General features: G+C 40.7%; 10 protein-coding genes and 2 tRNA genes. 11 read left to right on the top strand and 1 reads right to left on the bottom strand.

From position 1 onward, the window contains the following. The first annotated feature begins 177 nt into the window (after nt 1-177). The 9 genes from I3252_RS14085 (at nt 178) to I3252_RS14045 (ending at nt 9,737) form a co-directional block, all read left to right on the top strand. A complete protein-coding gene (locus I3252_RS14085) occupies nt 178-513 on the top strand; it encodes a DUF6404 family protein (RefSeq protein ID WP_065170285.1) in 336 nt (111 codons plus the stop codon). A gap of 115 nt (nt 514-628) precedes the next feature. Continuing rightward, nucleotides 629-2,257 carry a LytS/YhcK type 5TM receptor domain-containing protein gene (locus tag I3252_RS14080; protein WP_238035660.1) on the top strand — a complete coding sequence of 543 codons (1,629 nt, stop codon included), beginning with the start codon at nt 629-631 and terminating at the stop codon, nt 2,255-2,257. Between the two features lie 18 nt (nt 2,258-2,275). Next, nucleotides 2,276-2,995 carry a LytTR family DNA-binding domain-containing protein gene (locus I3252_RS14075; protein WP_005300072.1) on the top strand — a complete coding sequence of 240 codons (720 nt, stop codon included), beginning with the start codon at nt 2,276-2,278 and terminating at the stop codon, nt 2,993-2,995. Nucleotides 2,996-3,244: 249 nt separating this feature from the next. Next, nucleotides 3,245-4,456 carry an OFA family MFS transporter gene (locus I3252_RS14070; protein ID WP_005300070.1) on the top strand — a complete coding sequence of 404 codons (1,212 nt, stop codon included), beginning with the start codon at nt 3,245-3,247 and terminating at the stop codon, nt 4,454-4,456. 313 nt (nt 4,457-4,769) lie between these two features. Next, a complete protein-coding gene (locus I3252_RS14065) occupies nt 4,770-5,222 on the top strand; it encodes an L-alanine exporter AlaE (RefSeq protein ID WP_036764111.1) in 453 nt (150 codons plus the stop codon). Nucleotides 5,223-5,553: 331 nt separating this feature from the next. Further along, nucleotides 5,554-6,294, top strand: a complete 741-nt coding sequence (locus I3252_RS14060; protein ID WP_005300068.1) for an SDR family oxidoreductase — start codon at nt 5,554-5,556, stop codon at nt 6,292-6,294. A gap of 13 nt (nt 6,295-6,307) precedes the next feature. Continuing rightward, nucleotides 6,308-7,513: an acetyl-CoA C-acetyltransferase gene (locus tag I3252_RS14055; RefSeq protein ID WP_238035659.1), complete on the top strand. Its 1,206-nt coding sequence runs from the start codon at nt 6,308-6,310 to the stop codon at nt 7,511-7,513. Nucleotides 7,514-7,557: 44 nt separating this feature from the next. Further along, on the top strand, nt 7,558-7,905 hold the full coding sequence (locus I3252_RS14050; RefSeq protein WP_036764108.1) for a phasin family protein: 348 nt from the start codon (nt 7,558-7,560) through the stop codon (nt 7,903-7,905). Between the two features lie 59 nt (nt 7,906-7,964). Beyond that, complete coding sequence (locus I3252_RS14045) at nt 7,965-9,737, top strand: class I poly(R)-hydroxyalkanoic acid synthase (protein WP_065170287.1); 1,773 nt, start codon at nt 7,965-7,967, stop codon at nt 9,735-9,737. 88 nt (nt 9,738-9,825) lie between these two features. Here I3252_RS14045 and mscM read toward each other — a convergent pair whose 3' ends face one another. Further along, complete coding sequence (gene mscM, locus I3252_RS14040) at nt 9,826-13,134, bottom strand: miniconductance mechanosensitive channel MscM (protein WP_238035658.1); 3,309 nt, start codon at nt 13,132-13,134, stop codon at nt 9,826-9,828. A 246-nt stretch (nt 13,135-13,380) separates the two neighbouring features. Here mscM and I3252_RS14035 point away from each other — a divergent pair. Next, nucleotides 13,381-13,468, top strand: a tRNA-Ser gene (locus I3252_RS14035). Nucleotides 13,469-13,493: 25 nt separating this feature from the next. Beyond that, nucleotides 13,494-13,584, top strand: a tRNA-Ser gene (locus I3252_RS14030). Nucleotides 13,585-14,485 lie beyond the last annotated feature (901 nt).

Here is a 14,485-nt window from a genome sequence, read left to right as displayed (position 1 = left end):
TATCTCTCCGCCATATTTAGAAAAGCCGCTGAGTTTATGCTCAGCGGCTTTTTGCGTTTTTGCGAGATAGCTAATAGAATCCATTTCTCATTGTGCAATAATTTGCTTATAAATCCGTTGCCGTTGTCATCATTGGCGCGGGAATAGATAACAATGATCTCTTCAAGGAATGAAGTTATGGACGCACACTATCAGCAAAGACTCAACGCCGCATTTCGTCAACTACAAGGTGTCAGAATCACCAATTATGATCCTATTGTTGATCGCTTATTTCGCCGAGTTGGCATCTATCTACCTCCGAGTTATTATCGCCACCCATTAAGCAATCTAGCGATTTTTGGGGTTATGTACTGGCCGCTCTTTTTCGTGCTCAATATCTTATTCGTCCCTGTGGCAAGTGCGGCACTTTACAGTTTAATTCCAAGCTTATTATTGAGTAGCTTGTTAACCGTGTATTTTTATTGGACTCAATGTATTAACGATCTCACTGAATGGCAGCAGTTAGATTTGTAAGTAACAGGTTTGAACTTCTCAATAAATCATCCTACAAATTATTTTTCACTTTAGTACAATTCCCTCACTAAATATTCAATGTAAGTGAGGGAATAACGTGTACAGTGAACAACTAATGATGCTATTGGCGGTGTTTGAGCGTGCCGCCTTAATGCTCATGGCTCTTTTTCTTCTCACTCGAACACCACTATTCCAAGATATTGTTAAGAAAAAGCATCGTCGACCAATAGAAACGGCAATGATCTCTTTGTTGTTTATCCTTTTTGCGGTCTTCAGTACTTATACTGGAGTCAAAGTTGATGGCTCTTTGGTTAACGTCCGTATTATTGCAGTTATCTCTGGTGGAATTATTTTTGGCCCTTGGATTGGCATTCCAGCGGGCATTATTGCAGGTATTCACCGCTATTTGATCGATATTGATGGTCCAACTTCGGTAGCATGTTTAATCACGAGTGTTATCGCAGGCCTATTAGCAACATGGATACATAAAAAGTGTGCCCCTAAACATTATGCAAAGTTAGGCATTTTAGCGGGTATGGTGTGTGAAGCGTTAACCATGACCTTAATTGTGGTGTTATCTAATAATGACTCCCAAGCCTATACCATAGTGTCACACATTAGCTTTCCAATGATTACCGGGACCTTATGTATTGGTCTTATCATTAAGCTGGTGCAAGATCTTGATGAAGAGAAAGACCTGGTTGCTGCAAGACAAGCCAAACTGGCACTTGATATTGCCAATAAAACCTTACCGTATTTTCGTAAAAGCAATCGTGAATCCTTGATGGCAGTATGTAATATCATTCGCCATGAAACAGAGGCTGATGCGGTCTCTATTACCGATACGCAAGATGTTCTCGCGTACGTCGGAATAGGGGAAGAAAATTACTTAGATGCCTATCATAAGATCAGTACCATGACCCAGCAAGCCGTGACGACAGGTCAGCAAATTATCAGTAACAATCTCAATATTCACGATTTTCACTCTTTATTGATTATACCTCTGTGTGAAAATGGGGAAGTAACCGGGACGCTGAAAATCTTTTATCGCCTGTCGAATCAAGTTAAACCGTCATTACGAGAAATGGCTATCGGCCTATCACAATTGATCTCGACGCAAATGGAAGTTTCCCGCATTGATCAACTGCGAACTATGGCGAGCAAAGCGGAATTTTCAGCCTTACAAAGTAAGATAAACCCTCATTTTCTGTTTAATGCGCTTAATGCCATTTCTACTTTAGTGCGGATTCGTCCAGATCAAGCTCGTGAATTGATTGCTAACTTAGCCGATTTTTTACGCTACAACCTAGATCACACCGATGAATTGATCGATATTCAAGAAGAGCTGCAACAAGTGAAAGACTATGTAGCGATAGAACAAGCTCGTTTTGGTAATAAACTGAGTGTGAATTTTGATATTGATGATGTTCACAATAAAATTCCGGCACTGCTTCTACAACCGTTAGTGGAAAATGCCATTTTGCATGGGATTCAGCCGTCAGCCAAACCCGGGCAAGTGTCTATTCTGGTTAAGCGCTTACTTACCGATGAAGTTCAGGTCACCATAGAAGATACCGGGGTAGGTATTAAACCTGAGGTTATCACCAAATTGCGTAACGGTAACATGGAGAGTCACCGCATTGGTTTGCAGAATGTCCACCAGCGATTGCTACTGTTATATGGTGAAGGATTAGAGATTGTCTCTGATAAGCATGGCACCAAAATGTCTTTTATTATTCATTAAGCGAGAAGGGAAAGAACAATGTTAAAAGCATTAATTGTTGAAGATGAGTACCTAGCTCGTGAAGAGTTGCAGTATCTGATTTCCACCCACAGTCAAATCGATGTGGTAGCCAGCTTTGATGATGGTCTTGAAGCCTTTAAATATTTACAAAGCCATAAGGTCGATATCGTCTTTTTAGATATTAATATACCCTCTATTGATGGCATGTTATTGGCGCGTAATATTCATCAATTTCAACATAAGCCCCATATCGTGTTTACTACAGCTTATAAAGAATATGCAGTAGATGCATTTGAACTCGAAGCGTTTGATTATTTGCTTAAGCCTATTAGTGAAACTCGGGTCAAAGGCTTGTTGCAGAAACTGGAATCGATAAACAACGACATCCCTGTTGCCAATGAAAAAGTCACAACATCATTAAATTTAACCCGTGATAACCGCATTTATGTCACACCCATTAAAGATATATATTATGCGGTAGCCAAAGAGAAAATAACTGAGGTTTGTACTGCATCGGGCCTTTATATTGTGCCATATACTATTAGTGACTTAATGACCCGTTTGCCCCAAGATCAATTTTATCGCAGTCACCGCTCTTATATTGTTAATACCAGTAAAATCTGCGAAATCATCCCGTGGGTAAACAGCACTTATCTACTGAAATTACGTGATGTAGAAGGGGAGATCCCGGTCAGTCGTAGTAATATTAAAACGTTTCGTCAGCTAATGAACTTGTAACTGATAACCCATTTTATAGTGACTAATGCAGAAGGCTACTTCTGGTTTTGTTTAAAATATGCGCGATTTTGAACTTTGATCTCGCGCAAACTCTGTATTTCATGCGGCTATTTTGCATTTCATTCCAACCCCAATGCAGCTCAGGTTTTATTGATTTCAACCTCTTGCGACAGCCATAAATAAGCTTAATCTCATCTTTAGAGCAGCGAGTTAATCGCTTGATTTTTATTGATGTTGGAGATGCTTATTATGGCAAGTGCGATCACCAAACAGAGCCGTATCTTTACTTTGATTGGCACCATAATTACCCAGTTTGCTTTGGGTTCGGTCTATACTTGGAGTCTGTTTAATTCACCATTAGCAGATAAGTTATCAGAACCTGTTAACCGCGTTGCGTTCTCATTTGGTATCTTGAGTTTGGCACTTGCTGTTGCATCTTCTCTATCCGGCAAATTACAAGAACGTTTTGGTGTTCGTAAAGTCACAATTGGCGCAGGCTTATTACTGGGTGCAAGCTTATTGCTAACTGCACACGCTTCCAACCTGATTTTGCTGTATGTTTTTGCAGGATTACTGGTTGGTTTTGCTGATGGTACTGGCTACCTATTAACCCTCTCTAATTGTGTGAAGTTTTTTCCCGAACGTAAAGGATTGGCCTCTGCCTGTGCAATTGGTGCCTACGGTCTAGGTAGTCTTGGCTTTAAATACATCAATATGTACTTACTCACTCACATGGGTCTTGATATGACTTTCGATGTGTGGGGCGCAATTGCTATGGTTATGGTGATTATTGGTGGTCTGATGATGACAGATGCACCTAAACAGCAAGTAAGTGCTAACAATAGTGCAGAGCAGCGTGATTATACCTTGGCTGAAGCGATGAAGTGTTCTCAATTTTGGTTGCTAGCCCTAGTATTCTTAACTGTTTGTATGAGTGGCTTATATGTTATTGGTGTTGCAAAGGATATCGGTCAAGACTATGTACACTTATCTGTCACAACGGCGGCATCTGCGGTTGCTATTATTGCCGTTGCTAACTTAAGTGGTCGTTTAGTCTTGGGTATCTTATCTGATCGTATTGCTCGTACTAAAGTCATTGCGATTGCTTTAGCGGTATGTCTTGTTGGTGTTTGCTCACTTCTATTTGCTCACCAATCTATGCTCTCTTTCTATGTGGCGGTTGCGTGTATAGCCTTTAGCTTTGGTGGTACGATTACGGTATTCCCATCATTAGTTAGTGACTTTTTCGGTCTTAATAATCTCGCAAAAAACTATGGTTTAATTTATTTAGGCTTCGGTATTGGTAGTTTTGTCGGCTCAATTGTTGCGTCTGTCTTTGGTGGCTTTATTGCGACATTCTACTTAATGTTTGCTTTGCTAGTGGTGTCATTAATTATCGCATTAACCATCAAAATTCCGGGTCAAACAGGTATAAAACAGCAAATTATTATGGCTAGTTAAGCATAAATCAGACAACGTGCTAAAAATCACAAAATTGAATCGGGTAGAGCGTGTCTCTGCCCGTTTTTTTATTGGTAATATGTTGTTTATCATATTGTTATTACTGTATTTTTTTAAAATGGTAGCGAAAGTAACTGGTTTTTAATCTGAAAGTAGCGATTAATTCACAACTGAGTTAAATCTTTGGTGTGATATTTTATAAAAAAGCTGTTCTAATACGACAATCAACTGCCAAGTTAGTTAATGGCTGGTGATAATCGCTTTATTTATTCTATTTATTGGGCTTATTTGCTAGTTGTTTGAGGTGTTGTCTATGGCTGTTAAAGGGCAATTTAATTTTAAGAGTGCGGCAGTTGATATGTTTGCCATGGTTGTGTTCAGTTTTGTTGCTGGTATGGCAATTGAAATATTTATCTCAGGTATGACATTTCAGCAATCGTTGGCTTCTCGAACCTTATCGATTCCGGTGAATATTGCTATCGCTTGGCCTTATGGTGTCTTTCGTGATTATGTTATTCGTCAAGGCCACCGTTTATCTGAGCGTAAATGGATGAAAGGCGCATCAGATATGGTTGCTTATGTGCTGTTTCAGTCCCCAGTTTATGCATTGATATTGCTGGTGGTAGGGGCCGATATGAATCAGATTATCACTGCGGTTGCAAGTAATGCGTTGGTTTCTGGGGTCTTAGGCATCGCTTATGGACAGTTTTTAGATATGTGTCGCCGTTGGTTTAAAGTTACCGGTTACGCACAGCAACAAGCTTAATTTTCCCAGCTTTTTCTATTCAACTATTTTTGAATTCATAAGGCCAGATCATCGCGATCTGGCCTTTTCTTTTTTAGAACTATCTACCTAATCAAGAAATATCATAGTCAAATATATGACGTTCTAGGCATTTTTATTCGATACATACATACCATTTCATAATGTTTATCTTGTTCACATCCGATGAGTGTATTGAGATAAGGATCAATATTATGAAAATAGTTTAATACAGTCATTGCAATGTAATGTGTATGCATTAGGTTAAATAACAGTCAAATGCAGAAGGCCAACGGTTGTTTGGTCTGGTTGTTATTAAAGAATGGAGTCTTAAATGAGTAAATTGGCTTTGATCACAGGTGCAAAAGGCGGTATTGGTTCTGCAATTTCATGTCAACTTGTTAACGATGGTTATCGTGTGATTGCAACCTATTTTACGGGTAAGCATGAATGTGCCTTAAAGTGGTTCAAGGAGTGCGGTTTTACTGAGCAACAAGTGCGTTTACTCGAATTGGATGTGACGAATACTCAGCAGTGCCAAGAGCGTTTAACTGCATTGCTGGAAGAAGAAGGTACCATCGATGTTTTAGTCAATAATGCCGGAATTACCCGTGATTCTGTATTTAAAAAGATGTCGGCAGAGGCTTGGTATGACGTCATCAATGCCAACCTAAACAGCTTATTTAATGTTACTCATCCACTCTTTGCCGCTATGTGTGAAAAGGGGAATGGACGAGTAATTAATATCTCTTCCGTTAATGCCTTAAAAGGTCAATTTGGACAGGCAAATTATTCAGCAGCAAAAGCAGGCATGATCGGTTTTTCTAAGGCTCTGGCAGCAGAAGGTGCGCGCAGTGGTGTGACCGTAAACGTCGTAGCCCCTGGTTATACTGCAACGCCAATGGTCCAAAAAATCAAACCAGAAATTTTAGATGCGATCAAAGGTGAAATTCCTATGAAACGTCTTGCCGAACCAGAAGAAATCGCCAAATCAGTCAGTTTCCTTGCCAGTGATGCAGGCGCATACATTACAGGGGAAACACTGTCTGTTAACGGCGGCTTATACATGCAATAAAGGGAAAATCATCATGGAAAGAGTATTTATTGTTGCAGCAAAACGTTCGGCGATTGGCGCATTTGGCGGCACATTAAAAGATCAAGCGGCAGGGAAAATTGCTGCAGAAGTGATTAAAGGTGCATTAGATGCGGCAAATATCAATGGCGCTCAAGTCGATGAAGTGATTGTTGGTAATGTGGTTGGTGCTGGCCAAGGGATGGGGGTTGGTCGCCAAGCTTCATTGTGGGCTGGAATTCCGGCTACAGTGCCTGCTTATAGCCTTAATATGGTGTGCGGCAGCGGAATGAAGACGGTCATGGATGGCGTTGCTCATATTCGTAGTGGTGATGTAAAGGTGGTGGTTGCCGCTGGGGTCGAAATTATGTCCCAGATCCCGTTTATTGTGCCAAGCAAAGTGCGTGATGGTCAAAAGATGGGAAATCTCACTTTAACCGATCTCTTGATTGCTGATGGCTTAACCGATGTTTATAACCAGTGCCATATGGGAGTTACCGCAGAAAATATTGCTAAGCGGTTAGATATCTCCCGTCAAGAACAAGATGAATTTGCCCTTGCCAGTCAGCAAAAAGCTGTAGCCGCAATTGAAATGGGTAAATTTGAAGATGAGATTGTTCCTCTTGAGATTCAACAACGTAAAGGAACGATCACCTTTTCAACCGATGAATATCCAAAAGCCAATGCGTCTTTAGATGCGCTCGCCAGTTTACGTCCTGCTTTTGATCGTGAAGGGTCAGTCACCGCAGGTAACGCATCTGGAATTAATGATGGCGCCAGTGCCGTTATTCTCGCTTCTGAATCTGCGTTAAAAGCATATGACCTTATTCCACTCGCTGAAATTGTCGGATATGCCCAGTCTGGACTTGAGCCAGAAATTATGGGGTTAGGACCTGTTGAAGCGGTGACCAAAGCTTTGGCACAAGCCGAATTGAATTTATCGGATATCGCCGTATTTGAGCTCAATGAAGCCTTTGCCGCTCAAGCTCTTGGTGTGGTGTATCAGTTAGCTGAAAAACATCAGGTGGAAGCGAACGATATTATTGCCAAAGCTAACCTAAATGGCGGGGCAATAGCACTCGGTCATCCATTAGGGGCATCGGGTAATCGAATTTTGGTCACCTTGACTCATGAATTGAAAAAACAACGCGGCCGATATGGAGTGGCATCGCTCTGTGTTGGTGGTGGTATGGGAACCGCAATTGTCATCAAAGCAATGTAATTCTTTTATTTAATAATTAACTGTCCTTTACAAGGAGATAGCAAATGTACAGTGATTTTTTTAAGACGTTTACTGATCAAACTGAAAAAACACTTCAACCTTATGTGAAATTCAACAAGCTTATGACTAAGAATGTTGAGGTACTCACTGAACTTCAATTAAACGCAATACGTACCTACAGTGAGATGGGTATTGAGCAAATGAAATCGGTAGGTGAGATCCGTGATGTGACATCTCTTGCAGCTTATAACAGTCAGCAAATGGCGGTTTTGACAAAATTATCCCAGCAAATGGTAGAAGACAGCAACAAGCTTCAATCTATTGCTAAAGAGTTTAAAGAAGATTTGGAAAAGCTCTCATCCGAGAATCTAAAAACGGTGACTCCAGCTTAATAGCTCTTATCAGCGCCGCCAGTGACCGGTGGCGCTTTCCGATTACAGGAGTTTTTCCCATGTACCAAAACTTCTTCTCGGACTACCTTGTGAAGCTCCAAGAGACCAATCAACAGTGGTGGCACGATTTTGAAGCCAACAAGGCAGCCGTAAATTCCCCTCTTAATAAAGCAATGCAAGAAGTGAATTTTGAAGATACCGCAAAATTCTTCGAACAAGCTGCAAATCAACCAGCAGCAATGTTAAAGGTTCAGACTCATTGGTGGGAGCAGCAACTGCAAATTTGGCAGAATCTGGTGCTCAGTGATCCATCTAAATCTGTGGTTGAAGCTGAGCTTGGAGATAAACGTTTCGCCAATGAAGCGTGGCAAAACGAACTTCTTTATAACTTTATTAAACAGTCATATTTGCTATTTAGTAAAACCTATCAAGACACGATTGATTCTATTGAAGGGGTTGATGAAAAGACAAAAGAACGTATTAGCTTTTTCTCTCGTCAGGCCATTAATGCACTTTCTCCATCAAACTTTATCGCAACCAATCCTGAATTGCTTAAGATGACCCTTGAGCAAAATGGTGAAAACCTCATTGCAGGACTGGAGAAGTTTAAAGAGGACATTGAATCGAGTGCTGATATTTTAAAAGTCCGTATGACCAACAATAATGCATTTCGCATCGGTGATGATATTGCAACAACCGAAGGGGATGTGGTGTATCGAAATGATCTGTTTGAGTTAATTCAATATCGACCTTTAACAGAGAAAGTTCATGCGACCCCGTTGTTGATCGTTCCGCCTTTTATTAATAAGTACTATATCCTTGATTTAACCGCAAAGAACTCCATGGTTCGTTGGCTGTTAGAGCAAGGTCATTCGGTCTTTATGATGTCGTGGCGAAATCCCGGTAAAGCTCAAGCGGATACCGAGTTTGGTGACTACATTACCGATGGGGTGGTTAAAGCCGTTAGTGCAATTGAAGATATCACAGGACAACAGCAGGTTAACGCCGCAGGTTACTGTATCGGTGGCACTTTGCTGGCTTGTACCGTGGCTTATTATGCCGCTAAACGAATGAAAAAACGCATTAAATCAGCGTCATTTTTCACGACCATTTTAGATTTTTCTCAACCGGGTGAAATAGGTGCTTTTGTTAATGATACCGTGGTGTCAGCCATAGAGCAGCAAAACAAGGTTAAGGGATATATGGATGGTCGCAGTTTAAGTGTGACCTTTAGTATGTTGCGCGAGAATAGCCTTTATTGGAACTACTATGTCGATAACTATTTAAAAGGTAAGAGTCCGGTTGATTTTGACCTTTTATATTGGAACAGCGACAGTACCAATGTGGCGGGACCTTGTCATAATTTCCTCTTACGAGATTTTTATCTGGAGAACAAATTAATCCAAGATAAAGGGGTGAAGATTGATGGGGTATGGATGGATCTGAATAAGATCAAAATTCCAAGCTACTTTATCTCAACCAAAGAAGATCATATTGCGCTGTGGCAAGGGACTTATCGTGGTGCTCTGCTAACAGGGGGGAATAAAACCTTTGTTCTTGGTGCATCTGGTCATGTTGCGGGTATTGTTAATCCACCTAATAAGAACAAATACGGTTATTGGACCAACGATAATCTAGATGATTCTGCCGATGAGTGGTTAACCAATGCCGAATATGCAGAAGGGTCTTGGTGGACTCACTGGGATCAGTGGCTATCGCAGCATAATCGTCAAGAGCAAGTCGAGCCTTATTCGCCAGGATCTGAAAACTATCCAGTAATCGATAGCGCGCCAGGTCAATACGTGAAGCAGGTTCTGCCTATTACTGAATAGCTACAATCGTATTTTGTGGTAAAGCTGTAATAAGAAACTCGTTAAAAATAAAGGCTTGAAGTGAATTATCAGCTTCAAGCCTTTTTGTTTAAGCCTTACGTGAGCGGAAACTCTTTCGCATTGGATGCAGTTCTTGTTTTTTCATGGTCACTTCCAGTTGTGGGTGAGCAATCATAATGTTGTGATCCATAAACTTATTCTTAATGCGGCAGTGTAAGTCATGGGTCAAGCTTAAGCGGTGTCCGGTTTCTGCAGCGTAAGCACGAACTTCAAAACGTTGACAGTTGGCATCGAGCCCTAAGAAAAAGACTTCAGGGGCTGGATCATCTAGAACCAAGCGGCATTCATGGGCGGCATCAAACAGTAATTGAGTGACCAATTCAGGGTCAGCGACATACTCAACATTGATAAAGAGTTTGACGCGGGTAATAGAATCACTGAGCGACCAGTTAACAAATTGCTCGGTAACAAAAGCTTTGTTAGGCATGATCACTTCTTTACGATCCCAATCGACAATGGTGGTGGCTCGGGTCTGAATTTTTGTCACCATGCCAGTGAGATCACGAATAGTAACGGTATCTCCAATTCGAATTGGCTTTTCAAATAAGATAATAAGGCCAGAAATAAAGTTAGCGAAAATCTCCTGCATACCAAAACCGATACCCACACCGAGAGCCGCGACAAGCCATTGCATTTTGCTCCAGTCAAAACCAATCAGACCAGAGCCAACAATGATACCGATAAATATCGCAAAATAACGGGTTAGGGAGGTGATGGCATAACCGGTTCCTGGGCGTAAATCCAAGTGTTGTAAGATCAACAGTTCCATCGCTGCGGGTAAATCTCGCGCTAAAATGGTGGTTAAACCAAATGTTAGTACCGCGAGTAGCACACTGTTTAAGGTAATCGCACTCAGCTGATCAATACCATTAATCTTACTGGTTACATCCCACAGCGTAACGTTTTGTAGCGAGCTGGTGGCCAGATAGAGATCTGAAAGTAACCACGCCATCATTGCCAGATAAATCAGTAGCAGTAACGAGCGCAGTAAACGCAGCGATTGCGCGCTGATTTTATCTAAGTCAATTTCAGGCTCTTCAATCTCAATATTGATTTCGCTGGTACTGAAGTTTTCTTCTTTATCACCTTGTACTTCTGCCTGACGCTGCGCAATGATCTCTTGACGCTTGGCTTTCGCTCGTTCAAAAGCAAGACGGCGTTTTTGGATCAACATTAAGCGTTTACATAAGTAATAAATCAGCATGGTTACAACGCCAAGTACAGCCGATTGTTCCATGCGCAGCATAATGGCTTGAGAGGAACCTAAGTAACCGTTTAGTGCGCTATAGTTTAGAATTTGTGGGACTAAGATTAACGTCCACCAAAACAGATGATGACCTAAATGAGCTTTGCCTTCAGGAACATCACCATAGGTCATTGGTAGTTTTTGTTGCCACATACGATAGTGGAAATAACTTAAAGCACAGTTACTGATAATAAATGCCAGTCGCCCCAGAGTGCCATTGACTTCGATATCACTGTAATTGAGTGCAAAGTTTTGAATCACCATCATGGGAATGTAAATCCACAATAAGCGACGATAATGGGCAAACGTTGGGTTTACGACAAAGTCATCCCAGCCAAAATGACTGATGAAAAGGCCATTTTTTCGTACCAATTCTCTAATAAAGAAAAAGACGACTAATGCCATAGGGTAGACAATGGCTTGACCAAGATGATGGACAAATGGATATTGCCATGCTTCTTGTAATCCATAGCCAAATAGGGTGATCACCAGAGGTATGACCCACGCGAAGCAGAAGGCGACGAAGACATTAATATAACTGTAACGGAACTTGTCCATAGTCACTCGGCCAATCTTGGCGCTGGTCTTTTCTAAGTACTTCTTCCAACGTTTACGAGCCCAAATCTGGCCGCTGATCAGCAATCCACTTACAACGATGATAGTCAGTAAAATGAAGTGGTTTATGACCATTGGCGCTTTGAGTAAATTGATCCACTGAGATGGTGAAAAGAACCACTTTAGCTTTTCCCATGTATCAATGAGTAAATTAACACTGAGAGGGTTTGTATCTGGTGCCCAAAATAGACGTTTAGCCGCGAGATTTTTTAGGTCGGTCAGTTTGGTATTCAACTTATCATAAGCGACCTTTAGTACGGCCTGCTGATAGATAAGGGATTCTGAAGCAGCAATTAAGTCGTTGTATAAACCGATGTTTGCATCACTAAGCTCTTTTGCCATCACTTGCTGTTCTGGGGTAAGTCCTGAACTGGTAATGTGCTTTTGACGTTGAGATAAAGAATCCACTTGTTGTTGATATTCGTATTTTTTCAGCTGATTGCGACCAATACTGTTATCTAACGCTTCAATAGGGGGATTGCTTGGTAGCCCTTTAATTCGGTTACGCATGCTTTCACTAAACGCTGGGCTCAGTTTTAGCAGGTCGGTCATCGCATTTAGATCGTCTGCGGTTTTGGTTACTTCGCTAATTTGTTTATTGGCGGTGACCGCTTGTTGCTGCGTTTGTTCGTTTTGGTAGTTGAGGTTATTTAGCTCCCCTGAAAGGCGCTGATTAGCTTGAAGTAACTGTTGAATGACCAAGGGCTGATCACTCATGGATTCTTCAAGCTCTGTCCCTGTCTCTTGGTTGTCGCTACTGGCCATTCGCAATACACGATTTAAGGTACTTTGAAGATTGTTTCGGTACGCTTGGCGCGCTTCAATTTCTTGATTGTCGTATTGAACTTGGAGCTTGGCTAAAGTACGGCGATTACCTGAACTAAGCTGTTCTGCTTCCAGCATATTTAAGTAGCTGTTGAGATACTGCTCGTTGATTTGAAGTAAAAGTAGGGCATTCGTATCGTTAATACGGCGAGCTTGTTGCAGATCTAATTCGGTTGATTTTAGTTGGCGACGCAGGCGATCTGACTGAGCCGTAAAGTTATCAATACCTCGTTCGATTTCTAATAAGATATTTTTATGGGCGTTACGTGAGCTTTCGAGTTGCAGTAAAAGATTATCTTGTTCTGCAATTTCGAGGGTCAGCTGTTCTTTGTCCCATTGATTAAATTCAGGAAATTCACTAGTAGAGAAAGCATCAATTTTATTTTGTAGTGCTGCAACTTGTTTGGGAAAGGTATCTATCAGGTCGTCATACTGCTTGGTAAGACGATTAAACTCTTTTGCTTTAGCGACTTGGTTTTGCGCTTGTAGGTAGATATCGAGCTCTTTTATGGTCTCGGGAGTTTGTGGCTGCTTATTGAGGTACTCAATTTTGTCATTTAATGTTTGTTCATTCTCATTAGCGTGCGCAGGGGCAGTCACTAATATTGTGAACATCAAACAAACTAAGACAAACAGTCGTCTACCAAGCATAAAGCTACCTTTTCTTATTCTCTACCTGACTTGTTAGATTAACGTTAAATCATAGATTTGTTAAGGAATTAGCACTATTTTTGCGCACCGTTAATAGGTTACTGCATACGGGGAGGGTAAGATTAAAGCGAATTGATCTAATCCTCTGCAACTAAAAGAAAATAAAAGAAAAAGCCTTGACCCCATGGCACTAAATCTTTAAATTACGTCCCCGTTGTCACGGTAAAACTGTGATGGCAACAATGTGGTGAGGTGTCCGAGTGGCTGAAGGAGCACGCCTGGAAAGTGTGTATACGGCAACGTATCGAGGGTTCGAATCCCTCCTTCACCGCCATAACTTCTTACGAGAAGAACAAAACGGAGAGATGGCTGAGTGGTTGAAAGCACCGGTCTTGAAAACCGGCATACGTTTGTAGCGTATCTAGGGTTCAAATCCCTATCTCTCCGCCATATTTAGAAAAGCCGCTGAGTTTATGCTCAGCGGCTTTTTGCATTTCTGCGTTTTGAAATTATCTTGCAAGGTGTGTTTCATTTGTATTGCTGCTTTATTTTCATTACGTGATAGTAGTTATCCCAACGACTAGAGTGATACATTGCGGTGCACTCTAGTAATGGGAGTCCTTCATCAGTTTAGGCAGGAATACCAATAAGGTATGATAAAACCTGACATAATCACGACAAATATTAGATAGAATAAGCTCATCCGTTACTGTAATGTGAAGCATTATCATGTGCTGTGAGGTGATTATATGTCAAGCTTACTCAATACTTGTATTATCTCGCTATTTTTTGCATCAATGATAGTTCGGACTGTCATGTCTACTCATGTTATTCATTTAAATCTTGGTTATAGCAGCCCTCACTCCAACCTATACACTAACTACCTTTGTTCTAATTATATTATTAACTTATTACTCATTAGAGTATGAAAAACAAATAAGATCTCAATAGTAAAAAAGTAATATCGAATTACAAATTCTGAGCAGAGAGGAGATATTATTTTTAATATTGGATAACGTCATGAAGAGTTAGGGAGGGTCTAATCAGTTATATAGAGATAAGAAAGGATTTATTCTCTGGAGTAAATAGTTAAAAAACGACGGTTTAAATACGTTATTTGATATGAGAGTGTAAGTATTATAACAAAAATATTTAATTATTAAAAAATATATTGTAACGCAAATGTTTATATGGGGATATTATGAAAATTAGAAAACTATATAGTTGTATACTTTTGGGTATTAGTAGCTTATCTGCCAGTGCTATAGCTGAAGTTGATAATTATTCTACGGGCGTAGACGCTATATCAATATTAAGCAGTGTGCAAAATCCAGATCGTATTGTATATGTA

Source organism: Psychrobacter sp. Ps4, from assembly GCF_022129285.1.
Classification (GTDB): domain Bacteria; phylum Pseudomonadota; class Gammaproteobacteria; order Pseudomonadales; family Moraxellaceae; genus Psychrobacter; species Psychrobacter immobilis_A.
This window is presented reverse-complemented; position numbering and strand designations above follow the sequence as displayed.